The organism is Spongiactinospora rosea, from assembly GCF_003315795.1.
In the GTDB taxonomy this organism is placed as follows: Bacteria; Actinomycetota; Actinomycetes; order Streptosporangiales; family Streptosporangiaceae; genus Spongiactinospora; species Spongiactinospora rosea.
In genome coordinates this window covers 1-26,070 of record NZ_QMEY01000007.1, presented here as the reverse complement: position 1 = coordinate 26,070, position 26,070 = coordinate 1, and the positions used below count along the sequence as shown (strand labels likewise).

The 26,070-nt window shown below is 72.6% G+C and carries 19 protein-coding genes and 1 pseudogene; 13 read left to right on the top strand and 7 right to left on the bottom strand.

The window, feature by feature from the left end; all coding sequences use genetic code 11:
- Positions 1–50 precede the first annotated feature (50 nt).
- From DP939_RS18155 to DP939_RS18145, 3 genes are all read left to right on the top strand, one after another.
- Complete coding sequence (locus DP939_RS18155) at positions 51–1,571, top strand: beta-N-acetylhexosaminidase (RefSeq protein ID WP_225878330.1); 1,521 nt, start codon at positions 51–53, stop codon at positions 1,569–1,571.
- A 171-nt stretch (positions 1,572–1,742) separates the two neighbouring features.
- Complete coding sequence (locus DP939_RS18150) at positions 1,743–4,868, top strand: ATP-dependent helicase (protein ID WP_113981918.1); 3,126 nt, start codon at positions 1,743–1,745, stop codon at positions 4,866–4,868.
- The gene (locus DP939_RS18145; RefSeq protein ID WP_113981917.1) at positions 4,862–8,152 is read left to right on the top strand and encodes an ATP-dependent helicase; all 3,291 of its coding nucleotides are present in this window, start codon (positions 4,862–4,864) and stop codon (positions 8,150–8,152) included. Before DP939_RS18150 ends, DP939_RS18145 begins: the two co-directional genes overlap by 7 nt.
- Before the next feature lie 30 nt (positions 8,153–8,182).
- On the opposite strand, the pseudogene DP939_RS47860 reads toward DP939_RS18145, so the two are convergent.
- From DP939_RS47860 to DP939_RS18120, 5 genes and pseudogenes are all read right to left on the bottom strand, one after another.
- Positions 8,183–8,719 (bottom strand): annotated as a pseudogene (locus tag DP939_RS47860) (Uma2 family endonuclease); the annotation flags it as partial.
- A gap of 63 nt (positions 8,720–8,782) precedes the next feature.
- Entirely contained in the window at positions 8,783–9,889 is a 1,107-nt protein-coding gene (locus tag DP939_RS18135; protein WP_113981915.1) for an alanine racemase, read from the bottom strand.
- The gene (locus DP939_RS18130) at positions 9,886–11,532 is read right to left on the bottom strand and encodes an IucA/IucC family protein (protein ID WP_225878329.1); all 1,647 of its coding nucleotides are present in this window, start codon (positions 11,530–11,532) and stop codon (positions 9,886–9,888) included. Before DP939_RS18130 ends, DP939_RS18135 begins: the two co-directional genes overlap by 4 nt.
- 39 nt (positions 11,533–11,571) lie before the next feature.
- On the bottom strand, positions 11,572–13,143 hold the full coding sequence (locus DP939_RS18125; protein ID WP_113981914.1) for an IucA/IucC family protein: 1,572 nt from the start codon (positions 13,141–13,143) through the stop codon (positions 11,572–11,574).
- Positions 13,140–14,324 (bottom strand): ATP-grasp domain-containing protein, encoded by a 1,185-nt coding sequence (locus DP939_RS18120; protein WP_113981913.1) that lies wholly within the window; start codon positions 14,322–14,324, stop codon positions 13,140–13,142. The genes DP939_RS18125 and DP939_RS18120 overlap by 4 nt, the downstream gene beginning before the upstream one ends.
- A 194-nt stretch (positions 14,325–14,518) precedes the next feature.
- Here DP939_RS18120 and DP939_RS46215 point away from each other — a divergent pair, with 194 nt between their 5' ends.
- From DP939_RS46215 to nudC, 6 genes are all read left to right on the top strand, one after another.
- Positions 14,519–14,896: a hypothetical protein gene (locus DP939_RS46215; protein ID WP_158578605.1), complete on the top strand. Its 378-nt coding sequence runs from the start codon at positions 14,519–14,521 to the stop codon at positions 14,894–14,896.
- 3 nt (positions 14,897–14,899) lie between these two features.
- Entirely contained in the window at positions 14,900–16,321 is a 1,422-nt protein-coding gene (locus DP939_RS18110; RefSeq protein ID WP_113981911.1) for a sensor histidine kinase, read from the top strand.
- Positions 16,318–16,977 (top strand): response regulator transcription factor, encoded by a 660-nt coding sequence (locus DP939_RS18105; protein ID WP_113981910.1) that lies wholly within the window; start codon positions 16,318–16,320, stop codon positions 16,975–16,977. The genes DP939_RS18110 and DP939_RS18105 overlap by 4 nt, the downstream gene beginning before the upstream one ends.
- Before the next feature lie 115 nt (positions 16,978–17,092).
- A complete protein-coding gene (locus DP939_RS47010; RefSeq protein WP_199565243.1) occupies positions 17,093–17,653 on the top strand; it encodes a hypothetical protein in 561 nt (186 codons plus the stop codon).
- A 2-nt stretch (positions 17,654–17,655) separates the two neighbouring features.
- Positions 17,656–18,288, top strand: a complete 633-nt coding sequence (locus DP939_RS18095) for a sortase domain-containing protein (protein WP_113981909.1) — start codon at positions 17,656–17,658, stop codon at positions 18,286–18,288.
- Positions 18,289–18,439: 151 nt separating this feature from the next.
- Positions 18,440–19,429: an NAD(+) diphosphatase gene (nudC, locus tag DP939_RS18090; RefSeq protein ID WP_404828597.1), complete on the top strand. Its 990-nt coding sequence runs from the start codon at positions 18,440–18,442 to the stop codon at positions 19,427–19,429.
- 21 nt (positions 19,430–19,450) lie between these two features.
- On the opposite strand, the gene DP939_RS18085 is transcribed toward nudC, so the two are convergent.
- Positions 19,451–19,696 (bottom strand): mycoredoxin, encoded by a 246-nt coding sequence (locus DP939_RS18085; RefSeq protein WP_113981907.1) that lies wholly within the window; start codon positions 19,694–19,696, stop codon positions 19,451–19,453.
- 94 nt (positions 19,697–19,790) lie between these two features.
- Positions 19,791–20,738 carry an alpha/beta hydrolase gene (locus DP939_RS18080; RefSeq protein ID WP_225878327.1) on the bottom strand — a complete coding sequence of 316 codons (948 nt, stop codon included), beginning with the start codon at positions 20,736–20,738 and terminating at the stop codon, positions 19,791–19,793.
- 191 nt (positions 20,739–20,929) lie between these two features.
- On the opposite strand from DP939_RS18080, the gene DP939_RS18075 reads away from it, so the two are divergent.
- From DP939_RS18075 to DP939_RS18060, 4 genes are all read left to right on the top strand, one after another.
- A complete protein-coding gene (locus tag DP939_RS18075) occupies positions 20,930–23,047 on the top strand; it encodes an ATP-dependent DNA helicase UvrD2 (protein ID WP_113981905.1) in 2,118 nt (705 codons plus the stop codon).
- A gap of 12 nt (positions 23,048–23,059) precedes the next feature.
- Positions 23,060–23,932, top strand: a complete 873-nt coding sequence (locus tag DP939_RS18070) for an acyl-CoA thioesterase (RefSeq protein ID WP_113981904.1) — start codon at positions 23,060–23,062, stop codon at positions 23,930–23,932.
- A gap of 144 nt (positions 23,933–24,076) precedes the next feature.
- A complete protein-coding gene (locus tag DP939_RS18065; RefSeq protein WP_113981903.1) occupies positions 24,077–24,388 on the top strand; it encodes a hypothetical protein in 312 nt (103 codons plus the stop codon).
- A gap of 127 nt (positions 24,389–24,515) precedes the next feature.
- The gene (locus DP939_RS18060) at positions 24,516–24,785 is read left to right on the top strand and encodes a WhiB family transcriptional regulator (protein ID WP_111171209.1); all 270 of its coding nucleotides are present in this window, start codon (positions 24,516–24,518) and stop codon (positions 24,783–24,785) included.
- Positions 24,786–26,070: the final 1,285 nt, after the last annotated feature.

Genomic DNA, 26,070 nt, shown 5'->3' with positions numbered 1-26,070 from the left:
CCGGGGCCGATTCACCGCCGATGGACGGCCGTTGGTGGTCGAATACGTCCATGGGATGGCCGAGGCCCGGAGTGGCGCTGGTGGCAGGTCTTTTTTGGGCGGGTGCGATGACCGGTTGCGGCAGCGATGTGCAGGTTCGAGGCGCGGCTCTGGTACCGCTGCCCGCCGAGGTCGTGACGGGCGAGGGCGCCTTCACGCTCGGCACGGCGACGGCGATCAGCGTCCCCGCGGAGGCGGCCGGGGTCGCCGGGCATCTGGCCTTCGCCGTGGAGGAGGCCACCGGGCGGCGTCCGGAGCGCAGGTCAGGCGGTGAGATCCGGCTCGCCCTGGGGGCCGGCACCGGCGCGGAGGGCTACGAGCTGACCGTCGACGACGACGGCATCGTCATCCGCGCCCAGACCGAGGCCGGGCTCTTCTACGGCGTGCAGACCCTGCGCCAGCTACTGCCGCAGCGGGCCGACGGCGAGGCGGTGCGCGTCCCGGCGGTGCGGATCGCCGACCGCCCGCGCTTCCCGTGGCGCGGCGCGATGCTCGACGTCGCCCGGCACTTCCTGCCGGTCGCCGAGGTCAAGCGGTACATCGACCTGATGGCCGCCTACAAGCTCAACGTGCTGCACCTGCACCTGACCGACGACCAGGGCTGGCGGCTGGCCATCGAGGGGTGGCCGGCGCTGACCGAGATCGGCGCGGCGAGCCAGGTCGGCGGCGGCCGGGGCGGTTTCTACACCGCCGACGACTACCGCGACCTGGTGGCGTACGCCCGCGCCCGGTTCGTGGACGTCGTCCCCGAGATCGACCTGCCCGGCCACACCAACGCGGCGCTGGCCTCCTACGCGGAGCTGAACTGCGACGGACGGCGGCGCGACCCCTACACCGGGATCGAGGTCGGCTTCAGCGCGCTGTGCGTGGGCTCCCCGCAGACCGACCGGTTCGTGTCGGAGGTCATCGCCGAGGTGGCCCGCCTGACGCCCGGCCGGTACATCCACGTCGGCGGCGACGAGGTGCGCGAGCTGAGCGAGCCAGAGTACACCCGGTTCATGGAACGGGCGCAGGAGATCGTCGGCGGCACCGGCAAGCGGATGGCCGTCTGGCAGGAGGCCGGGCGGGCCCGCCTGCTGCCGGGCACGATCGTCCAGTACTGGAAGGCCGACGAGGACCCGGGCGTGGTGGCCGACGCCGTACGGCAGGGCGCCAAGGTCGTGATGTCCCCGGCCTCGCGGGTCTACCTGGACATGAAGTACGACTCCTGGACCCACGTCGGCCAGGACTGGGCGGGCATGGTCGAGGTCGCCGACTCCTACGAATGGGATCCGGCGACCCTGATCGAGGGCGTCGGCGCGGCGGCCGTGCTCGGCGTGGAGGCCCCGCTGTGGACCGAGACGGTGGGCGGCTTCGACGACCTCACCTACCTGGCCTTCCCCCGGCTCCCCGCCGTCGCCGAGGTCGCCTGGACCCCGCAGGAGCGCAGGTCGTTCGACGTCTTCGCGCCGCGCCTGGCCGCCCAGGCCGGGCAGTGGAAGCGCTGGGGTCTCAACTACCACGAATCCCCGCAGATCCCCTGGAAGCGCTAGCGCGGCGTGTCGCCGCGCACACCGGTCGGGGCAGCCACTACGGTGGCTTCTTCGACCGAAGTCGGCAAGATGGGCGCGATCTGTCCCTGGGGTCTGATGGAATTCTGAGTTGTGAGTGGTCAGACCTGGCGATTGGTACGCGGCGGAACACGGGGGCAGGCGCCGCCTCCCGTGCTGGACGACAACCAGCGTGCCGTGGTGGACCACCCCGGCGGGCCGCTGCTGGTCCTCGCAGGACCCGGCACCGGCAAGACGACCACCATCGTGGAGACCGTCGTGCAGCGGGTCGAACGGCGCGGGCTCGACCCCGAGCGGGTGCTGGTGCTCACGTTCAGCCGCAAGGCCGCCGGTGAGCTGCGCGACCGGATCACCGCCCGGCTGCGCCGCACGACGCGCACGCCGCTCGCGCTCACGTTCCACAGCTACGCCTACGCGCTGCTCCGCCAGGAGGCCGCCGAGCGCGGCGACGACCCGCCGCGTCTGCTCACCGGCCCCGAGCACCTGCTGGAAGTACGCCGCCTGCTGCACGGCGAGCTGGAGGACGGCGGCACGGCGTGGCCGTCCTCGGTCCGCGAGGCGCTGAAGACCCGCGGCTTCGCCGAGGAGGTCGGCGACTTCCTGTCCCGCGCCGCCGAACGCGGGCTCGACGGCGAAGACCTGATCGAGCTGGGCCGGCTGCACGGCCGTCCCGACTGGTCGGCGGCGGGCCGGTTCGCGCTGCGCTACCAGCGCAGGTTCGACCTCGACCCCATCCCCGCCCTCGACTACGCCGAGCTGATCAGGGCCGCCGCCGGGCTGCTCGCCCAAGGCCCGGTACGCGAGCGTGAGCGCGCCGCCTACGACCTCGTCTTCGTCGACGAGTACCAGGACACCGACCCCGCCCAGGAACACCTGCTGCGCCACCTGGCGGGCGATGGCCGCGACCTGATCGCCGTCGGCGACCCCGACCAGTCGATCTACGGCTTCCGCGGCGCCGACGTGGACGGCATCCTGCGCTTCCCCGAGCGGTTCCGCACCCGCGACGGCCAAGAGGCCCCCACCGTCGCGCTGCGCGGCTGCCGCCGGATGCCCCCCGCCATCCTGGCCGCCTCCCGCCGGATCACCGAGCGGCTGCCGATGTCCCCGTCCCGCGACCACCGCGACCTCGTGCCGGTCCAGCTCGACGGCGAGGTGGAGGGCGAGGTCAAGGCCCTGCTGACGGACAGCGCCAGCCAGGAGGCCGCGGTGGTGGCCGACACGCTGCGCCGCGCCCACCTGCTCGACGGGGTGCCCTGGTCGCGGATGGCGGTGCTGGTCCGGTCGGCGATCCGGCAGATGCCGCTGCTGCGCCGGGCGCTGATCACCGCCGGGGTGCCGGTCATGGTGGCCAGTGACGAGCTGCCGCTGGCCGCCGAGCCGGGCGTCCGTCCGCTGATCACGTTGCTGAAGGTCGCCACCCGGCCGGAGAGCCTGGACGAATCGGTCGCCGAGGAGCTGCTGACCGGCCCGGTCGGCGGCACCGACATGATCGGGGTGCGCCGGTTGCGCCGCGCGCTGCGGATCGCCGAGCACGCCGCCATCGCCGAACTGGGCGATCCCGGGCTGGTCGCGCGTTCCTCCGGCGAGCTGCTGGTGGCCGCCGTGACCGACCCGAGCGAGCTGGTCCGGGTGGAGCCGCACGTCGCCGCCCCCGCCACGCGGGTGGCCCGGCTGGTCGTCGCCGCCCGTGACGCGGTGGCCCGCCGCGGTTCGGCCGAGGAGGTCCTGTGGGAGGTGTGGCAGGCCAGCGGGCTCGGCCGCACCTGGACGGAGGCCGCCATGGCGGGCGGCCCCAGGGGCGCGCAGGCCGACCGCGACCTCGACGCCGTGGTGGCGCTGTTCGACCACGCCGCCCGGTTCGTGGACCGGCTGCCCAAGGCCGGGGTCCAGGTCTTCCTGGACGACCTGGCCTCCCAGGAGATCGCCGGGGACAGCCTGGCCGAGCACGCGCCCGAGAGCGACGCCGTGCGCATCCTGACCGCCCACCGGGCCAAGGGCCTGGAGTGGGACGTCGTGGTCGTCGCGGGCGTACAGGAGGGCATCTGGCCCGACCTGCGGCTGCGCGGCTCGATGCTGGGCATCGACACCATGGTGGAGCTGTCGCGGGGCTCCGCGCTCGACGCCACCGAGGCCGCCGCCGCGACGCTGGCCTCCAAGCTGCTGGCCGAAGAACGCCGCCTGTTCTACGTGGCCGCGACCAGGGCCAGGCGCAAGCTCGTGGTCACCGCCGTCGGCGGCGAGGACACCGACGAGCGCCCCTCCCGCTTCCTGACCGAGCTGCTGCCCGGCGCGGTCGAGGAGGCCGGGGTCGACGACCGGGCCCGCTGGCTCAGCATGCCCGCCCTGGTCGCCGACCTGCGCCAGGCCGTCTGCGACCCGACCAGGCCCGAGGCGATGCGCCGTACGGCGGCCCGCCACCTGGCCAGGCTCGCCGAGGCGGGCATCGCCGGGGCGCACCCCGACGAGTGGTACGGCCTGACCCCGATCACCGACGACCGCCCGCTCGGCTGGCCCGACGACATCGTGCGGATCTCCCCGTCGGCGGTGGAGAGCTTCAGCAAGTGCGGGCTGCGCTGGCTGCTGGAGACCGCGGTCGGGGCGTCCGGCACGACCGCCGCCCAGGGGCTCGGCACGATCATCCACGCCCTCGCCGTGCTGGCCGCGGACGGCGGCCCCGGCGAGGAGACCCTGGGCAAACGGCTCGACGCCATCTGGACGGAGCTGGACTTCGGCGGCAAGTGGTTCAACCGCAAACAGCGCGAGGTCGCCGAGCAGATGATCCGCAGGTTCGTCCGCTGGCAGGAGGACAACGCCCGCGAGCTGGTCTCCACCGAGGAGGCGTTCACCGCCATGGTCGGCGACGGCATCGAGATCAGGGGCCGCGTCGATCGGGTCGAGCGCGACGGCGAGGGCCGCGCGGTGATCATCGACATCAAGACCGGCGGCAGCAAGCCGTCGGAGGGCGACCTCGACCGGCACCCCCAGCTCGGGGTCTACCAGCTCGCCGCGCTGCTCGGCGCGTTCCGCAGGCACGGCATGATCGAGCCGGGCGGGGCCGCGCTGGTGCAGGTCGGCAAGGCCGCGGGCAAGGACGCCAGGGAGCAGCGGCAGCGCGCGCTGGCCGACGACGACGATCCGGAGTGGGCCAAGGACATGGTCGACACCGTGGCCACCGGCATGTCCAGCCCGTTCTTCCAGGCCACCGTCAACGACGGCTGCCGCACGTGCGCGGTGCGGTCGAGCTGCCCGGTCAGCGACGACGGGGGCCAGGTGTGCTGACCTCCGCCGACCTCGCCGCCAAGCTGGAGATCCCGCCGCCCACCCCCGAGCAGGCCGAGGTCATCGAGGCCCCGCTGGAGCCGATGGTGGTGATGGCGGGCGCCGGTTCGGGCAAGAGCGAGACGATGGCCGGGCGGGTCGTCTGGCTGGTGGCCAACGGCCTGGTCAAGCCCGAACGCGTGCTCGGCCTGACCTTCACCCGCAAGGCCGCCGCCGAGCTGGCCGTACGCGTGCGCAAGCGGCTCACCGGCCTGGCCGAGGCCAAGCTGATCACCCCCGAGATGCTGGACGACGAGCCCACCGTCTCCACCTACCACTCCTACGCGGCCCGGCTGGTCACCGACCACGCGCTGCGCGAGGCCCTGGAGCCGACCATGCGGCTGGTGCCGCCCGCGGTGTCCTGGCAGATGGCCAGCCGCGCGGTCGCCCTGTACGACGGGCCGATGGAGCAGATCGAGTGGGGCCCGGCCACGGTCACCCGCGCGGTCCTGGAGCTGGCCGGGGAGATGGCCGAGCACCTGCGCGACCCCAAGGACGTCCGCGACCTCGGCACCTGGCTCGCCGGCAAGCTGGAGGAGGTGCCCGGCTCGCCCACCCTCGCCCAGCGCAGGCCGCTGCTCACCCAGCGGGCCAGGGAGCAACTGCTGCCCATGGTCGAGGCGTACCAGCGGATGAAGCGCGAGCGCGAGGTCATCGACTACGGCGACCAGATGGCGCTGGCCGCCCGGATCGCGGTCAACCACCCGGAGGTCGGCGCGATCGAGCGCGACCGGTTCGGCGTGGTGCTGCTGGACGAGTACCAGGACACCAGCCACGCCCAGCTCGTGCTGCTGCGCTCGCTGTTCGGCGGCGGCCACCCGGTGACCGCGGTGGGCGACCCCTGCCAGTCCATCTACGGCTGGCGCGGCGCGTCGGCGGGCAACCTGACCCGCTTCTCCCGCGACTTCCCGACGGCGGTGGGCGACGAGTCGCGGGTCAGCAGGCTGTCGGTCAGCTTCCGCAACGGAGACAAGATCCTCGATGTGGCGGCCCGGGTGCAGCTCCCGCTGCGCATCGAGGCCCGCGAGGTGCCGGTCTTGGTGCCCGGCGGCAACCGCACCGAACGCGGCCGGGTGCTGGCCGCCTTCCACGAGACCGCCGAGGACGAGGCCCGCTGGATCGCCGAGGGCGTGGCCGGGGTGCTCGGCCAGGAGTCCGCCCCCGACGGCCTGCCGTGGGGCGAGGGCGAACGCGACAAGGCCAAGCCCAGCGCCTGGGGCGGCCAGCAGTGCGTGCAGCCGGGCGACGTGGCGATCCTGGCCCGCAAGCGGTCGCAGTTCCCGGCGCTGCGCCGGGCGCTCGCCGAACGCGGCATCCCCGTCGAGGTCGTCGGCCTGGGCGGCCTGCTGGCCGTGCCCGAGGTGGCCGACATCGTGGCGACGCTGCGCGTCCTGTACGACCCCACGGCGGGCGACGCGCTGGTACGCCTGCTCGGCGGCCCGCGCTGGCGGGTCGGGCCCGCCGACCTCAAGGTGCTCGGCGACCTCGCGCGCGACCTGAACCGCGAGACGCAGGAGTTCGCCGCCCGGCCCGACGACCCGCTCGACCAGGTGGTCGCCGAGCTGGCCGAAGAGCGTGGCAGCCTGGTGGACGCCCTCGATGAGCTGCCCGACCGGGAGGAGTGGCAACAGCGGTTCTCGCCGCTGGCGCGGGTGCGGCTGCTGGCGTTCGCCGCCGAACTGCGCACGCTGCGCGCGCACGCCGGGCAGCCGCTGCCCGACCTGGTCGGCGAGGTCGAGCGCCGGACGGGCCTCGATGTCGAGGTGGCCGCGAGGTCCGGTACGGCGAGCGCCTTCGCCGCCCGCGCCGACCTGGACGCCTTCATCGACGCCGCGGCCCGGTTCGCGGGCGACGCCGAAGATCCCACGCTGGGGGCGTTCCTGGCCTACCTCAAGGCCGCCGACGAGGAGGAGAACGGCCTGGACGCCGGGCGGGTCGGCGACAGCAACAGCGTCAAGCTGATGACCATCCACGCCTCCAAGGGCCTGGAGTGGCCGGTGGTCGTGGTGCCCGGCATGTCGCAGTTGCACAGCAAGGGCGGCACGCTCACCACCGGCACGATCTTCCCCGCCAAACCGGTCACCACCCCCCGCTGGACGGAGAACCCCCGCAAACTGCCCTACCCGCTGCGCGGCGACGTCGGCGACCTGCCCAGGCTGGCCGGGCTGCACAAGGACGACCTGGCCGCCTTCGACGACGCGTGCCGCGAGCGCGACCTGATGGAAGAACGCCGGCTCGCGTACGTGGCCGTCACCCGCGCCCACTACCTGCTGATCGCCTCGGGATACCGCTGGGGCAGCGGGTCCAAGCCGCTCCAGCCGTCCGATTTCCTGGTGGAGGTCCGCGACACCTGCGGCCGGGTGGCCCGCTGGGCGGCCGAGGTCGAGGAGGGGGCGGAGAACCCGCTGCTGGCCGAGCCCGCCGAGGCCGTGTGGCCGGTCACCCCCGACGGAGTCCGGTACGTCGCGATGCTGGACGGGGCGAGCTATGTGGAGGCCGCGCTGTCCGGGCCGCCCGAGGAGATCTCCGCCGACGGGGTGCGCGACCGCGACCGCGAGCGGATGCGGGCCTGGGAGCGCGACACGGAGCTGCTGATGCTGGAGCGCGAACGGCTGCGCCGCCGTCCGCCGAGCACGGTGGAGCTGCCCGAGCGCCTGACCGTCTCCTCCCTGGTCACCCTGGCCGAAGACCCGAAGGAGCTGGCCCGCCGCATCCGCCGCCCGATGCCGGTACGCCCCGCGCCGCTGGCCCGCCGGGGCACCGCGTTCCACCACTGGCTGGAGAGCCGCTGGGGGCAGCAGGGGCTGCTTTCGGAGCTGGACCTCCCGGGCGCGGCCGACGACCCGGCAGAGGCCGATCTGGCGCTGGCCGAGCTGCGCGAGCGCTTCGAGGAGAGCGAGTGGGCCGCCCGGCGTCCGCTGGACTTCGAGGTGCCGTTCGAGATGATGATCGCCGACCGGCTGGTCCGCGGCCGGATGGACGCCGTGTTCCGCACCCCGGGCGGCGGTTACGAGGTCGTGGACTGGAAGACCGGCGAACGCCCGCACGGCAAGGCCGCCCACGCCGCCGCCGTCCAGCTCGCCGCCTACCGCCTGGCCTGGGCCCAACTCTCAGGCGCGGCCCTCAGCCGGGTCAGCGCCGCCTTCCACTACGTCCGCGCGAACGAGACCGTCCGCCCGGTCGACCTCCTGGACACCCGCGACCTCACCGCCCTCATCGAGAACATCCCCCTTCTCCCCGACTGACCCGAACAACACCCCGGTGTCGATCGTGATCCCGAAGGGCGGGGGCAGTGCGAGCGGCTTCCCGGCCTCGACGACGGTGACCTTCTCGTAGTAGCCGTTGCCGGGCTCGCTCATCAAGGTCGAGCTGGGCGGCTCGATCAGGGGGTCGAGGATGAGATAGAGCGGGATGCCGACCCGGGCGTATTCGTGGGGTTTGTCCCTGTAGTCAACATCACGCGTGCCGGGTGAGCAGACCTCTGCGGCCAGCAGGCATGCGGCTCCATCGACCTGCCCCTCGCCGAGTTCGTCGTCGGAGGGCATCACCAGCAGATCGGGCAGCCGCATGTCACCTCGCTCCGGCGGAATCCGCACGGCGACGGTCTGATGAAGCTCCCACTCGTGCTGAAGGACGAGCGGGGAGAGCGCCTTGGTGAGCCTGTGCACCACCCGGGAGTGGAGCCTTGTGGTCATCGGGCTCACGACGACGCTCCCGCGCACGATCTCGGCCTTGAAGCCAAGGTCGTTGATGTGCTGGCACAGGGTGTCGATCGGCCCGGCCTCAAGAAGGCGGTCACGGGAGAGTGCCATGAGCATGACGGTTCCACCTTTCGGCTCCTTCTCCGCTCACGATAACGAATCTTTACCGCTTCGTCACGTAACGTAGTGGAACTCTGGCCTCTCGTGCATCAGGAAGTCGTAATGGGAGATGTTCCATGCGTATGCCCCTGCCATCGCGAACGCCACCACGTCTCCAGGGGCCAGGGCGGCCGGGACATCGCGGGCGAAGACGTCCTTCGGGGTGCAGAGGCGGCCGGCGATGGTGGTGGGTTCGGGGTCGGGGCGGTCGCCCGGGAGGGTGACGAAGGGCTGGTCGTGGCCCTTGGTGACGGGGGTGCGCAGGTGGTGGGTGCCGCCGGTGACGATGGCGAAGCGCCGTCCGTGGACGCGTTTCACGTCGAGCACGCGGGTCAGGTACCAGCCGCAGTAGGCGGTGACGGCCCGGCCCGGCTCGATGCGCAGGGTCTCGCCCTCCTGGCGCAGGTCGCGCAGGCCCGCGCCGTAGGCGGCCCAGTCGAAGCGGGCTGCGGGGTCGGTGTAGGAGACGGCCGTGCCGCCACCCAGGTTGATCTCGGGGCGGCCGAGCTCGCGGGCGCGCCCGAGCACGGCGCGGGCCAGGCCGAGGAGCTCGGGGGCGCCGAGACCGCTGGCCAGGTGGGCCTGTACGCCGCACAGACGTACGCACGGCTCGCCCTCGATCAGTTGCAGGCACTCGCGCAGCCCGTCGTCGTCCATCCCGAACGGCGTCGCCCCGCCGCCCATCGTCAGCGCCGCGCCCGCCACCGGAACGTCCAGGTTGAGCCGCAACAGGATGTCCACCGGCCCGTCGCCGAGCGCGATCAGGCGGCGCAGCTCGACCGGGCTCTCGACGTGCAGCCGGGCCACCCCCGCCGCCTCCGACAGCTCCGCCACGGTCTTGCCGGGCCCGCCGAACGCCACCGGCACCCCCGGTGCGGTCGCGCGCACATGGGCCAGCTCGCCGCCGGAAGAGACCTCGAAGCCGTCCACGAACGGGGTCAGGGCGCGCAGGATCTCGGCGTCGGGGTTGGCCTTGACCGCGTAGTACAGCTCGACCCCGGCCATCGCCTCGCGCACCGCGGCGGCGTGCGCGGCGAGCCCGGCCAGGTCGTAGACGTAGGCGGGACGGTCATGCGACAGGCGTTCGGCGATGTCACGGACCCCGGCGGGCAGCTCGATCATTCACCCGGCTCCTTCCTGATGCCCGCGCCGTCCCGGCCCGCCAGCGGGTTGGCGACGGGCACGTATCCGGCGGTCCGGTCGGCCGAGCGCGCCCACCGTACCGAAAGGTTGGCCTTGGCCGGCAGCGGCGCCCCGGCCAGCAGGTCGCGCATCCGCGCAGGCCACTGGCGGGAACCGGCATAGGCCGACAATTCGTCGTAGGCCACGCCCCACAGTTCGGCCAGCATCCGCTCGCCGTCGCCGCGCGCCGCGAGGGTGGCGGCGATCTCCGGGAGGTGGTTGACCAGCAGGCAGTAGGCGACGCGGTTCCAGCCCTGGTCGGCGGAGTAGGACAGGGCGGCGGCCACGGCGTCGGGCAGGCCGGTGAGGTCGTGCCTGCCGGTGGTGAGCTTGGCGCCCTCCAGGTCGCGGAAGACGGCCTCGGTGGGCATGCCACAGGCGTCGGTGGCGATCAGCACGTTCTGGAGGTGGGCCTCAAGGACCACGCCGTGGGTGAAGTAGGCGTCGAGCACCGGGAGGGCCACCCGCCGGACGTACGCGGCCCACCAGCGGACCGGGTCGGCGGCCTGGCGTTCGCGCACGGCCTGGGGCAGCGGCCCGCCGGTCGCCAGGGCGGCGGCCAGCAGCGACGTGGACGGCGGCGAGACGCGCAGGATCACGCCGAGCCCTTCGAGCAGGCGGGTGCCGAGCGCGGCGCTGCGAAAGCCCGGCTCGGGCAGCCAGCGGGTGCCGGGGAAGCGTTCGGCCAGGTCGGCGAACACGGGCTCCAGGCGTTCGCTGAGGGCCACCGCGCCCTCCAGCTCGTACCAGGCGTTCTTGCGGACGCAGTTGGTGATCCGCACGTCCAGGCTGAACTTCAGGCACATGCCGGTGACCGGCTCGTGCACGGTACGCACCGAAGAGGTCGGCACCGCGGGCAGGCGGCCCGGCCCCAGGTCCACCAGCCGCCCGTCGGCGAGCGGCCCGGCGAGGTCGGCGGCGAGCAGGTCGAGCTGCCAGGGGTGGGCGGGCAGCAGCGCGTACCCGGGGGGCGTCGTGCCCTGCGCGTCGAGCTTGTCCAGCGCGGTGGTGTCGCCCTTGGACACCAGTACGTCCTGACGGACCCCGAGCAGCCGCAGCGGGAAACGGGCGTGCGCCTCGGGGGCGTAGCGCAGCCAGCCGGGCGCGGTGCGGGCCTTGGGGCTGGGGTGGAACGGGTGGCCGACGGTCAGCGCCTGCTCGGAGGCCAGCCACGGGCTCTCCGGGGGCACCGCGCGCTCGCGGGCGGCCAGGATCGTCCTGATCGCCTCCCTGCTGGCCGCCACCTGCCCGCCGAACTCCTCGTTGCCCCCGCCGTCCTCGCCCAGCCCGTCCTGGACCAGCGCGATCAGCAGCCGCGAGGTCAGCGGACGCCACTCGCCGTCCTCCAGCCAGGACGGCGGCCCGTCGAACCGCAGCGCCGTGCCGCCGCTCGCCCGCACCCGGATCAGCGTGCCCGCCACCCGCAGGAACAGGTACGGGGGCACCGGCCACACCTCGCCGCGCGGCCCGGCCACCTCCCGGAGGCAGCAGCGCAGCAGCGCGGCCACCGTGGCCTCCTCGGCGGCGGCCGAGAAACGCGTGTCGTGCGCGGTCTCCGGCGATTCGAGCAGCAGGCTGTCCACGTGCGGTCGTGCCCCTTAGGTAGAGGAGTGGGTCGGTGGTCAGATCCGGCGCAGGTAGTTGGGGCCGCCCGTGCCGTAGTACTTGTTCACGTCCGAAGCCCCGGTGCGGGTCTTGTCGACCAGGGTGCCCGCGGTCAGCATGGCCTTGCCGACCAGGCGCGCGGCGTCGAGCGTGCGGGCGCGCAGCAGCCTGGCGAGCGGGTGGTCGCCGTGCTCGGCCAGCGCGTCGGCGAGGGTGTCCCTGACCAACCGGCGCGCGGCGTCGGCGGGCAGCGCGCCGAAGGCCACCGCGGCGGCGGCCAGGTGCAGGGTGATGGTGACGAACACGTCGGCCAGCGCGTGGGGGTCGTCGGTGAGCATCCGCGCGTCGGCGAACGCGGGTACGCCGAGCCCGGCGGCGCGCAGGTGCTCGGGGGAGGCGAGCAGCCCGTCGTTGTCCTTGATCAGCAGGGCCGGGGGCCCGGCGGGGGTCAGCGAGAGGTTCTGCTGGTGGGCCTCCAGGGCGATGCCGTACTTGACGAAGAGCCGGACGTTCCAGCGCAGCAGCAGCCGCAGGTAGCCGCGCAGGACGTCGGCGACGTCGCGCCCGGACGCGCGGGCGACCTCGGCGATCACGGTGTCGCCGCCGGGGGCGGGGGCGAGCAGCGCTGCCACCGGGATGACCGGCGTGTCCGGGATGGTCCGGATCATCCAGGCCAGGTACTCGTGCCCGGCGTGCCCGAACACCTGCTCGTCGGCCAGCATGATCACGTCGGCGAACTCCGGCTCGGCGGCCAGCACCTCGCGCAGCAGCCGTTCGGCCAGCGCGCCGTCGGTGAGGGTGCCCGGCTTGATGGACCGCCGGTTGCGCAGCCCGAGCGTACTGGCCGCGAGCGGCAGCTTCAGGTGGGTGCCCGGCCCGGTCTGGACCGTGCGCATCGACAGCGTGGGCCGCACCCGGAGGTACGGCAGCGGGCCGACGCGCACCCCCGGCATCCGGCCCACCACCCGCACCGACAGCGGATGCACCGGGAACGGCACATGGCTCGCGCCCAGGTCGGGCAGGCCGACCTCCCGGAACGACGGCCCGAACGGCACCCGCGCCCCGCGCGCCCGCTCGCGCGGCACCGCCGCCCAGCGCAGCTCGAACGACGGCGCGAACTCCGGCGCGTAGGCCAGCAGCTCGGCCTCCGACAGGCCGTAGCGGGCGCGGGCCGTCGGATAGACCGGATGGTCGACGAACGCCGCCAGCGTCTCGTAGTCGATCGCGTCGCGGTGGCGCGGGTCGCGCCCGATCCGCGCCATCACCTCCTCGCGCCGCGCGTCGTGCAGCTCCAGCGCGCGCAGCGCGGCGCGGCACTCCACGGCGAGCGCCTTCACCCCGGCCGCGTCGGCGTGCTCGGAGATCTCGGCGACCGCGCCGAGCACGGTGGACAGGCCCAGGGACTCGTCGGGGGCGACCACGAAGTCCTGGTAGAGGGAGCCGGGGGTCAGGCGTACCCGGCGCGCGCCCGGAAGCTCCAGCGCCACGCCGTCCTTGGTGCGGGTGACCCGGCCGGACAGGCCGCCGTAGTCCTCGCGCAGCAGCGCGTTCACCACGCGGGCGGCCAGGTAGCACTCCCGGTCGCTCACGCGGTCACCGTCCAGGGGTGGGCGGCGCGGAAGGCGGCGATGGCGGCGTCCACGGCGGCGGTGTCGCCGCCGATGGCCCGGACGATGCCCAGGTAGTCGCGGTTGGTGTTGCTGTGCTCCACGCGGTCGCCGAGCGCGCGCAGCGGGCGGTGCCACAGCCGCACGCCGTCGCCCCCGGCCGCCGGGTCGATGGCGGGCGGGGCCGCGCTGATCGTCCCGGAGCGTTCGGCGAGCAGGCTGAGCGCGACGCCCGCCCTCTGCGCGGGCGTGGGATGGGTTTGCGGCAGGCGTTCGCCGAGGTGGACGCGCAGGATCTGCTCGAACAGCGGCACGCCCAGCAGGTCGGCCAGCAGGAAGTCGCAGTGGTCGCCGATCACCCGGTAGTTGACCTCGATGATCCGCGGCCCGGCGGGGGTCACCGCGTACTCGGTGTGGCACGCGCCGAAGCCCACCCCGAGCGCGGTCAGCGCGGACAGGACGTGCTTGGTGTGCTCGTACGGCACGGTGGGGGACCAGTCCAGGCGCTCTTCCACGAAGTGCGGGCGGGGGCCGAGCGTGGTGGCGAACCCGCCGAGCACGCGCGTCTCACGGCCGTCGCCGATGGTCTCCAGGGTGCGTACCGGGCCCTCCAGGTACTCCTCCACGACCAGCGCCTCGCCGGGCCGCCTGGCCCTGGTCCGCTGGACGGCGGCGGCCAGGGCCGTGGCGTCTTCGACCAGGACGACGTCTTCGCTGGCCACGCCCTCGCGCGGCTTGACGACGGCGGGGAAGGGGACGGCGGTGGGGTCGGCGGGGTCGTCCGGCGCCAGTCGTACGGACCGGACCCGCTCGACCCCGGCCTCGGCCAGCCCGCGCCGGGTGAGGGCCTTGTTCTTGGCCGCCAGGCAGGCCCGCCAGTCCTTGCCGGGCAGGCCGAAGTAGGCGGCGGCGAGGGCGGTCTCCGGCTGGACGTGGTCGGAGTTGGAGAAGATCGCGTCGGGGCGGTGGTGGTGGGCGATGACGTCGATCACGGCGCGCGGGTCGCGTACGTCGCAGGCGATCACCTCGCCCGGGTGTACCCGCCGGTGGTGCTCGGGGCGGTCGGTGAGTACGGTGACCTCGCAGCCCAGGGCGCGGGCGGCGGGCAGGAATCCGTCGGTCACGGAGTCGGTCGGTTTGAGCGCGGTGATGTACAGCCGCACGCAGGCACCCCCGGATCAGGTAAGGCTAACCTAACCCGTCGTATCTTAGCCCCGCGACGATCGGCCCGTGGCGCGAGTGGTCATTCGCGAAAGATGTCGATAATCGGCTGAGCGGGTGGCGTGGAATGGACGGATGAGAGGGTTCTCATCCGGCTCTCACGATTCTCTCGGGCAGGGCCGCTTACGTTGGGGCCATGAGCCGCCGTACCTCCGTGATCGCCGTCCTCGCCGTCGCCGTGGGAGCCGTGACGGCGGCGTCGGCGATGGTCGGGCTGGTGCGGGCGGTCAGCGTCGATCCGCCCGACCTGCGCCGCACGATCGTGGTCGGCCCGGGGCCCGCTGCCGAGAAGATCACTGCCGAGAAGCCCGCTGCCGAGAAGACCATCGCCGTTGTCGAGAAGCCGCCGCTCAAGAGGAGTTCGCCGGAGAAGCGCTCGCCTGAGCGGGCCTCGCCGCGGGAGCGCCCGGCCCGCCCCGCCGAGCCGGTCGAGCCGCCACCGCCGCCGCGCGGTGGAGGCGACGACGACGTGGGCGATGACGGTGACGACGGCGACGAAGGCGGGGATGACTGACCGATGAGCGCCCGGGCCCGGATCGTGGGCTGGATGCTGCTCGTCGTCACCCTCGCCCTGGCGGTCTCGGTCTTCGCGACCTGGACCTTGCTGCACGCCCGCATGGAGGAGCGGGTCAACGCCGAACTGGGCAACGAGGCCGAAAAGCTCGGCAACTACATCAAGGAGGCGGGCCGCACCGAACGCGACGTCGAGCGGCTGCTGACCGGCCACCTCGTGGTCAACGCGCCCGACCGGCACGAGACGTTCTTCACCATCGTCAACGGCAAGAAGGGCCGCAGGACGTACGTGACCCCGGAGCTGGACCTCAGCGCCGACGACGCGCTGGTCGCCAGGCTCGCGCGGGCCACCGAGCCGTACGCGGCCTGGCTGCCGACCAGCGCGGGCACCGTGCGCTATGCCGTCATCCCGGTCCGCAGCGGTGCCGACATCGGGCACTTCGTGATCGCGGTCTTCTACGAGCACCACGCGCGGGAGGTGGACGAGTCGGTCCGGGCGGTGGCCGTCACCGCCGGGGTGGCGCTGCTGCTGGCCGGCTCGGCGGGCTGGTGGGTCGCCGGGCGGGTGCTCGCCCCGGTACGCCTGGTGCGCCAGGCCGCCGAGCGGATCAACGACTCCAGCGACCTCACCCGCCGGCTGCACGTACCCGGCAACGACGACGTCGCCGCGCTCGCCGCGACCTTCAACCGCATGCTGGACCGGCTGGAGCGCGCGTTCGCCGTACAGCGCGACTTCGTGGACGACGCCGGACACGAACTGCGCACGCCCATCACCGTCATCCGCGGCCATCTGGAGCTCATGGGCGACGACCCCCAGGACCGCGCCGAGACGATCGCGCTGGTCACCGACGAGCTGAGCCGGATGAACCGCATCGTGGACGACCTGCTCACCCTCGCCAAGGCCGAGCAACCCGGCTTCCTCGCCCTCGACGACGTGGAGCTGGCCGACCTCACCGTCACCGTGCTGGCCAAGGCCCGCCCGCTCGGCCCGCGCGACTGGCGGGTCGAGGAGGTCGCCGACGCCTCCATCAGGGCCGACGGGCAGCGGCTCACCCAGGCGATGATGCAGCTCATCGCCAACGCGGTGCGGCACACCGGGCCGGGCGACCTGGTGGCGGCGGGCTCGGCCGTACGGGGAGCCGAGGTGGTGCTGTGGGTGCGTGACAGCGGTCCCGGCGTACGCGCCCAGGACCGCGAGCGGATCTTCGCGCGGTTCGTGCGCGGCGGCGGCCGTACCGGCGAGGGGGCCGGGCTGGGCCTGGCCATCGTCAGGTCCATCGCCGTGGCGCACGGCGGCCGGGTGCACGTCGAGAGCGCGGGCGGCGGCGGCGCGCTGTTCGTCATCAGCATCCCCTTCCACAACGCGCGCAGGGAACCGCCGGACGACGTCGGCGACACGATCGAGATCATGCTGGAGTCCCGATGAACCGCATCCTGATCGCCGAGGACGAACGCCGCATCGCCTCCTTCCTGGAGAAGGGGCTGCGCGGCAACGGCTTCGCCACGACCGTCGTGGAGGACGGCGTGGCGGCCTACGAGTACGCGGCCAGCGGGGCGTTCGACCTGCTCATCCTGGACATCGGCCTGCCGCTGCGGGACGGCTTCACGGTGCTGCGGCGGCTGCGCGAGACCCGGGCCGCGATCCCGGTCATCATCCTCACCGCCAGGGACGGCGTGGCCGACACCGTGGCGGGCCTTTCGGGCGGGGCGGACGACTACATCGCCAAGCCGTTCGCCTTCGAGGAGCTGCTGGCGCGGGTCCGGCTGCGGCTGCGCGGCGACCGCGTACCGGAGGTGACCGTGCTGCGGGCCGGTGACCTCTCCCTCGACCTGCGCGCCCGCCGGGTCTACGTCGGCGACCGGCCGGTGGAGCTGTCCACGCGGGAGTTCGCGCTGGCGGAGGTGTTCTTCCGGCATCCGGACCAGGTGCTCACGCGCGAGCAGTTGCTGAGCCACGTGTGGGGGTTCGACTTCGACCCCGGGTCCAACGTGGTGGACGTGTACGTACGCTACCTCCGGCGCAAGATCGGGGCCGACCGGATCCAGACGGTTCGCGGGACTGGGTACCGTATGCGGGGCTGACCTGGGGCGATGCGATGGGAGACCTCTCATCCGACCCTCATCGGGGGCTCACGGGCGGGGGCGAGGGTGGATGTCGCCGCGGAGATGCCGCGCACGCACACGACAGGAGCCTCCGATGACCCTTGAGCTTCGCCGTACGGCGCTCACCGTCGCCGTCGTCCTCGCCCTGGCCGCCTCCGGCACCGTCCTCGCCGCCCCGGCCCTCGCGGGCCCCGCCGCGCCCGCCCTCACCTTCCCGGCGGCCGCGGACGATGGGGACGACGACGGGGACGACGATGACAACGGCGACGACAACGGCGACGACAACGGCGACGACAGGGACCGCCGCGCGGCGCGCGCCGGCAAGGCCAAAGGCGATGACGACGATCGCCGGGCCCCGCGCGGTGGCGCGGACAACGGCAAGGGCGCTACGTCCCAGCGCGACTTTCGGCAGAGCGACGACTCTGCGCGGGGCGACGACCTCGCCCGGGGCCAGGCGGATGCCAAGGCCGCCGGTACGTCGGCCGAGGCCGCCGCGACCGTCGCCGGGGACGCCAAGCCGGTGGCGGCGCAGTCCGCGGCCACGGACGCGGGCCTGCCCGCCGGGGTGCTGGCGGGCCTCGCGGGGCTGGCCGGGCTGGGCGGGCTGGCGGCCTTCGGTCTCTGGCTGCGCCGCCGCGTCGACGCGGAGGGCTGACCGTGGACCACTGGCGCGGCGTACGCCGCTCCGGCGCCGCCCTCCATGGCATGGGCAGTGCCGCCCTGGCCATGGCCCTGGCGGCGGGGACCTGCCTCATGCCCCCTGACGGCCGGCTCGCGGCGCATGCCGTACCGGCCCCCTCTCCTTCCCCGTCGCGTTCGCCCTCGCCGAAGGGTGATGCCGGCAAGCCCGTGGTGCTCCACCTGCCGTCCGTGGGGGTCTCCACGCGGGTGATCGGCCTGCGGCTGGACCGGCGCGGGCGTCTGGCGGCGCCCGAGCGGTTCGACGTGGCCGGGTGGAACGTCGCCGGGCCGGAACCGGGGGAGCCCGGAGTGTCCGTGGTCGCCGGTCACGTGGACTCGCGTACCGGACCGGCGGTCTTCCACCGCCTACGGCACCTGAGGCGGGGCGACGCCGTCCACGTCGTACGGGCGGACGGTACGTCCGTCACCTTCACCGTCCGCCGCCTGGCCCGGTATCCCAAGACCCGCATCCCCGGCCAGGCGGTCTACGGCGCGGCCCGAGAACACCAGCTTCGCCTCATCGCCTACAGGGGAGGGTTCGACCCCGGATGCCGCGGCCACCGCGACGACCTGGTCGTCTTCGCCGACCGGGCACGAACCTCCCGCTGACCGTCCCCCCATCCCGTTCCATCCCCGAAAGACGCCCCGCCGGATGCGCCCCCTCCGGCGGGGCGTCCCTATGTCCTTACTTCCGGCCACAAGGGATGTTTTTCTGCGAAGTAGGATGTCCCCCGTAAAAGGGGTGGAATACGTGGGGCATGTGGCTGAAGTACACCAACTGCTGGGACCGTTACTGCTGGCGCGCAGCGCCATCGACCGGTCGGCGTTGCAGCGTGACGACACCGAATGGCTCGACCGGGCCTGGAACGACCCCGCCACCCGCGTACTGATCATCGAAGAGGGCCGCACCCTCGTCCGCCGCACCGGGGACGAGACGGAGATCGTCTACTTCTCCCCGGACGAGACCCCGCCGGGCCCGCGCTACCTGCTCGGCGTCGATTCCCGGCAGATCGCCTACTTCGCCGTGTCCGCGCCGCTGCCCGGGGTGGCGTCCCGCGGCGTCGATCACACCGATCCCCGGCAGATCCGCGCGCTGCCCCCGCTCGGCACCGGCGACCTGGAGGACGGCCGGGCCGTACCCGCGGGCCTGCGCCAGGTGGGCGTGCTGCTCGGCGACCGCGACGCGGGCCTGATGGTCTACGCGGTGGCGCTGGAGGCGTGGCACGCGACGCATGCGTTCTGCCCGCGCTGCGGCGGCCGTACGGAGGTCAGGGCGGGCGGCCACGTACGCGTCTGCCCGGCCGACGGCGGCCAGCACTTCCCGCGCGTGGACCCGGCGGTGATCATGCTGGTCCACGACGGCGACGACCGCTGCCTGCTCGCCCGGGGCCCGCAGTGGCCCGAGGGGCGGTTCTCGGTGCTGGCGGGGTTCGTGGAGCCGGGGGAGTCGCTGGAGCACGCCGTGATCCGCGAGGTCGCGGAGGAGGTGGGCGTACCGGTCACCGGGCCTCGGTACCTGGGCAGCCAGCCGTGGCCGTTCCCGCGCAGCCTGATGCTCGGGTTCTTCGCGCGGGCCGTCGCGACCGAGCTCACGCTCGACCCCCAGGAGATCGCCGAGGCGCGGTGGTACAGCCGCGCCGAGCTCGCCGCCGCGCTCCGCGCCGGTGAGGTACGTCTGCCGCCCGAGGTCTCGATCGCACGCCGCCTCATCGAGACCTGGTACGGCGAACGGCTCACCGGCGACTGGTGATGATCTCGGAGTGCGCGCCGGTCAGGCCGTGATGGCGGCCATCCGGGCCTTGACATCGATGACCGAGGGATTGGTCATCGTCGTGCCGTCTTCGAAGAGCACGGTCGGAACGGTCATATTGCCGTTGTTGACACTCATCACGAGCTCTGCGCCCTTCGGGTCGCGCTCGATGTCGATCACTTCGTAATCGATCCCCTCACGCGTGAGCTGGCCCTTGAGCCGTCGGCAGGGACCGCACCAGCTCGTCGTGTAGACCGTGAGCGCCATTCCGGAGATTCCCTTCGTGTAGTGGAGCCTCGGGGGGTGGTAGATCGGCCGTCCATTGGCAACAACCGGAGGGTCCTTCATCTTCCCGGGCGTGTCATCTCGCCGCCGGCTTGAGCACTCCGGCGATCCACGCGTACACCTGCTTGGAGACCCCGGCGTCGCCGTACAGGGCCGAGGAGTGCCGGGCGCCGGGGATCACGCGGACCGTCATGGGCACGCCGACCTGCCGCAACTGCTCCTGAAGCAACTGACTGTGCAGCGGCGGCACGAACTCCCCGCGCGAGTGGATCGCCAGCATCGGCGCGTCGCCGCGGCTCGCCTGCCATGGCACCTCCATGCTCGCCCAGATGTTCTCGCACAGGCCGTACGGGCGGCAGCCCCCGGCCAGCTGGATCGCCGCCTGCCGCAGCTTGCGCCCGTTGTGGGTGACGGCCTCGCTCGCGCCGTCCGCGAACGCGGTCAGCGGCGAGATCACGGGGGACATGCCGACCACGCCCTTCAGGCCCGGCAGGCCGTTCTTGTAGGTGCCGACCGCGGCGGCGATGTGCCCCCCCGCCGAGAAGCCGAGGATGGCGTAGTTCTCCGGGTCGAAGGAGTAGCGGGCGGCGTACCGTTTGGCGGCGGCGATGGCGGCGAGCACGTCGTCCCGCTGGGCGGGCCAGGTGGCCTCGCCGGACAGCCGGTAGTTGACGTTGAAGACGGTGTAACCCTGCGCCACGTACCCCCGCGCGATGGCGGTGGCGGACTTCTTGTCCCCCGAGGACCACCATCCGCCGTGCAGCACGAAGACGCCGGGCCTGCGGCCCTGGCCGGGCACCCAGGAGACGTCCATCCGCTGGTGGGCGTGCCTCCCGTACGCGACAGTCTTGATCATCGCGTCGGGGACCTCCGGGTACACCGTCGGCGTGTACGCGGGCGGGGCCGTCGGCTCCGCCTGCTCCTCCGACACCGGCGGGGGCGGCGGCACCGGACGGGACGCCTGCGCCGCCGCGGGCGCCAAGACGGTCGGAAGCACTGCTGCGGCCAGAGCGAGCGCACCCACAGTCACCACGGTCCGCACAGATCTCATCCTTCCCTGGGCATGGTCGCCAACATTCTGGGGTAGATCCCTTGGTTTTCGCATCTTGCCTGCATTGCGGGTTATCCACAGGCGGGCCCGAAGCGGAGCGAGGTGCGGCCGGCGGCTGAAAGGATGGTGGCAGCAGACCTGTTCGACGCGCGTAAGGAGATCGCGTGGAGCCCTATGACGTTCTGGCGGGCCTTGACCCCGAGCAGCGCGCGGTCGCCGAGGCCACGCGGGGTCCGGTGTGCGTCCTGGCCGGGGCCGGCACGGGCAAGACCCGCGCGATCACCCATCGGATCGCCTACGCCGTGCACAGCGGCGTGGTCGAGCCGCAGGCGGTCCTGGCGGTGACGTTCACCACACGGGCGGCGGGGGAGCTGCGGCAGCGGCTGCGCGCGCTCGGCGCGCCGGGCGTGCAGGCCCGCACGTTCCACGCGGCCGCGCTGCGCCAGCTCACCTACTTCTGGCCGAGGGTGATCGGCGGTGACGCGCCGTCCATCATCGAGTCCAAGCTGCCGGTGCTGATCGAGGCGTGCCGCCGGGTCCGGCGCAATCCCGACCGAGCGGAGCTGCGCGACATCGCCTCGGAGATCGAGTGGGCGAAGGTCACCCAGGTCGCCGCCGACGACTACGCGGCGGCGGCCAAGAAGGCCGGCCGCACCCCGCCGATCCCCGGCGAAGAGGTCGCGCGCCTTTATGAGGCTTATGAGGAGATCCGCCGCGAGCGGCACCTGGTCGACTTCGAGACGATCCTGGAGCTGACCGCCGCGGTGATGACCGAGCACCAGGAGGTCGCCGCCCAGATCCGCCAGCAGTATCGCTACTTCGTGGTGGACGAGTACCAGGACGTCAACCCGCTCCAGAAGCTGCTGCTGGACACCTGGCTCGGCGGCCGCGACGACCTGTGCGTGGTCGGCGACCCCAACCAGACGATCTACTCCTTCACCGGCGCCACCCCGCGCTACCTCACCGGCTTCACGGTCGAGCACCCCGGCGCGTCGGTGATCAAGCTGGTCCGCGACTACCGCTCGACGCCGCAGGTGGTCGGGCTGGCCAACAAGGTGCTGGAGAAGGCCAGGTCACCGCACCGGCTGGAGCTGGTCGCGCAGCGCCCCGAGGGGCCGGTGCCGGTGTTCGCCGAGTTCGACGACGAGCCCGCCGAGGCCGAAGGCGTGGCCAAGGCGGTCCGCAAGCTGATCGACTCCGGGGTGTCGGCGCGCGAGATCGCCGTGCTGTTCCGGATCAACGCCCAGTCCGAGGCGTACGAACAGGCGTTCACCACCGCGGGCGTCCCCTACCTGGTGCGCGGCGCGGAGCGCTTCTTCGAGCGCCCCGAGGTGCGCGAGGCCGTCGTGCTGCTGCGTGGGGCGGCGCGCTCGGCCGCGGCCGACGACCCGCTCGCGCCGACCGTCCACCACATCCTGGGCGGCAAGGGGTTCACCCCGCAGCCGCCCGACGGGGGCCGGGCCCGCGAGCGGTGGGAGTCGCTGAAGGCCCTCGCCGAGCTGGCCGAGGACATGGCGGCCCGGGGGGCCGACCTGCCCGCGTTCGTGGCCGAGCTGGAGCGCCGGGCCGCCGAGCAGCACGCCCCGCCCATCGAGGGCGTGACGTTCGCCTCCCTGCACTCGGCCAAGGGCCTGGAGTGGGACGCGGTGTTCCTGGTGGGGCTCACCGACGGCATGATGCCGATCGTCTACGCCGAGACGCCCGACCAGACCGAGGAGGAGCGCCGGCTGCTCTACGTCGGGGTGACCCGCGCCCGCGCCCACCTGCATCTGTCCTGGGCGCTGGCCCGCACCCCGGGCGGGCGCAAGAGCCGCCGCCCGTCCCGTTTCCTGGACGGCCTGACCGGCCGTTCCGTCACCCCGCCCCGCACGGCGTCCTCCGGCCGCGACCGCCGTGCCGCGGCGGCCCCGGTGAGCTGCCGCATCTGCGCCAAGACCCTGACCACCGGGGCGGAACAAAAGCTCGGCCGGTGCACCACCTGCCCGTCCGACTATGACGAGGCGCTGCTGGAGAGGCTGAAGGCGTGGCGCTCCACCACGGCCAAGGAGGCCAAGGTCCCCGCCTACGTGGTCTTCACAGATGTCACGCTGCAGGCCATCGCCGAGCGGGTTCCAACGTCCGAGGCCGACCTGCTGATGATTCCGGGTATTGGGCGGGTGAAGCTGGACCGATACGGTGAGATGGTCCTCACGCTCTGCCGTACGGCGGGCGGCGAGGCCGGCGAGCAGCACTCGCCCGGCGAACATGTCGAGCATGTCGAGCTTTTCGAGCAGGACGGGTAGGGGAACAGCGCGGTGAACGAGGCCCTCAAGGAGCTGCTCGACCTGCTCGACCTCGAACAGATCGAGCTCAACTTCTTCCGTGGCCGCAGTCCCCGGGAGCGCATTCAGCGCGTGTTCGGCGGGCAGGTGGCAGCCCAGGCGCTGGTCGCGGCCGGCCGTACGGTGCCGTCCGACCGGCAGGTGCACTCGCTGCACGCCTACTTCATCAGGCCGGGCGACCCCTCGGTGCCGATCGTCTACGAGGTCGATCGCCAGCGCGACGGCCGGTCCTTCACGACCCGCCGGGTGGTGGCCATCCAGCACGGCAGGCCGATCTTCACGATGTCGGCCTCCTTCCACGTCCACGAGGAGGGCGTCTCCCACCAGGCGGCGCAGATGCCGGCCGTGCCCGGCCCGGAGGGCCTGCCGCCCGTCCTTGAGCACCTGCGCGCGCAGTTCGGCGACGTCGACGAGCTGCGCGAGGGGCTGTCCGCGCCGCGCCCGGTCGACACCCGCTACGTCACCCCGCTGACCTGGGAGGCGCAGCGCGACCCCAGCCTGATCTCCTCCGAGACCCAGGTGTGGTTCCGCTACGAGGCCGACCTGCCCGACGACCCGCTGCTGCACATCGTGCTCGCCGCCTACGCCTCCGACTACACCCTGGTCAACACGGTCCTGCTCGCGCACGGCCTGGCCTGGGGGGTGTCGCCCATCATGGGCGCCTCGCTCGACCACGCGATGTGGTTCCACCGGCCGTTCCGCGCCGACGAGTGGCTGCTGTACGCCCAGGAGTCGCCCTGGTCGGGCTCGGCCCGCGGCCTGGCCCGCGGGCAGATGTTCACCGCCTCCGGCGATCTCGTGGTATCGGTGGTGCAGGAGTGCATGATCCGCCGGACCGACACGTAAAACTGCAGGTAGAAAATGTGTTGCCGGGTTGCGGTGCTGGGGTTTAGGGTCATGGACATGCGAGTCGGACGCTCCTGTCCGGCCGGCTTCACCCGATAGTGAAGCAGATCTGAGAGCGGAGGTGAGTCCCCGGTGATTATCAACATGACGCCATCGGTGTGGCTCGCGTCCGCGCGCCGCTGCAATGCCGTGTTCCTCGGCGCCCCGATCACCAGGCTGCTCGCCGATGGTCCGGCACGAGTGCGACGGCAGGAGTCCGTCCAGATCACCCTGCAGCTCCGCAGTGGGCTCGGCAGTGGGCCCAAGGTCGCCGCCAAGGGCGGCTATGTGCCCGCCGACACGGGCGCCCCGGTCTTCACGACCGTCCGTGAACAGCAGCAGACCAAGCACGACGACCCGTTCGCCAATGGTGGCATGCGTGGTTCGCACCCCTGGAGAGATCCGGTCACGACCTGACCGGCTGAAGACCTCCAGGGCCGCGGATCCGCAGACAGGATCCGCGGCCTTAGTTATTTCCGCAGTCCGACCACCTCAAGAGGTACAGCCCAAGAAGATCAACACGACATTGTGAGAGGTGACCCTGATGCGGGCCAAGCCGATCATGGACCTGATCGACGAAGCCGACATCCCATGTCGTTCCGACCCGGACCTCTGGTTCGCTGAGTCCCCAGAGGACGTCGAGTTCGCCAAGGCGCTCTGCGGAGGCTGCCCCATCCAGAAGACCTGCCTGGCCCGCGCGCTCGAACGCGCGGAGCCCTGGGGCGTCTGGGGCGGCGAACTGATCCTTCGCGGCACCATCGTCCCGCGCAAGCGGCCCCGTGGCCGCCCGCGCAAGACCCCGGTCGCCGCCTGACCCTTCCCGCGAGATCACACCACCACGAAAGGACCACCGAAATGAACGGCTTCACCGGACGGAGCAACGAAATCCCCTCGATGTATGAAGATCTGGTGCGTGACCGAATACGGTCCCTCCACCAGGAGGCAGAGGAGCAACGCATGATCCGCCAGGTGATCCGCGTCCGCCGCGCCCGCCGCGACGCGGAACGCGCCTCCGCCCGCCTCCGCCACGCCCTCCTCCGCCTGGGCTGACCCACCCCCCCCATAACCACCACCCGGCCGGGTGAGGCCACCCCTCACCCGGCCCCCGCATTCCCACCCCCTGCCTCAAACACCCAGCACCTGCATTCCCCCCATAAGCCGAACCCCTCATACAACAAGCCCGCCCCCACCCCGTCGGGCCCTTCACCAAGAACCCGCCCATCCACATTCGGGCCTTATACGGCACGTACTCCATTTGCCGCCCCGTAATTCCTCGCATTTCACACGTACCGCACCCCCCGCACCCCGCCCCGTCGACCCGCCTCCCCTGGGCGATCAAACCCCTCGACAGCGCCCGGCCATCACCTGCGAAACACACTTCGCGCCCAATCGCCCTCCCCCTCCGCTCGGCCCCCCTCTCTTATGTCAGGCTCCGCCCGACGCTGCCGCCCCCAGCCGGTCAATCCCAACGGCGCCTTGGTCGACCCCTCCCAAAAAGCTGAAGGGTTGACCACGTCGATACCTTCCCATTGCCGGTAGCCGTCGATCATCTGCTGCTTCAACGGGCCTAGTACTCCAGCCGGTGCGCCCAGAGATCAAGGAGGTGGTCGTCCAGCGACTATGACCTGATCACAAGCTCGTCGTCGCCTGCCGGTGTGAGTCCGGTCCGGGTAATCGCCAGGGAGCCCGGTAGCAGGCTGGCGGCTTGGCCTGGAAACGGGCCGGGTCGAAGCCCAGCGTCGAAAGCCCATTTGGGGGAGCAACTGAGCGGTCCGTAGCGGAAGCGAAGCCTGCCGCGTCGTTAGACACCAAGAGAGAGCCGAGCCGGGCGGTTCACGGCGAAGGCCATGGAAGCGGTGAAGATCCTGGAAAGGCAGCCGCGAGGAACTCTCCGGCGTAAGAGGGCGCGGAACGTTCAGAAGGTGGCGTCGGGAACTGGGGAGGCCCTCCCCGGCCGAAGCGTGCTGCGGATAGGCGTGGACAACGCCGTCCTATAACCGGTGAGGAGCCGGGAAGTGGGCGGCGGCTGGGAGGGAGTCGGAGGCGGTCGTAGTACTGATCGAGCCGCAGGACACACAACCTGTGGTGAGGGAAGGGCC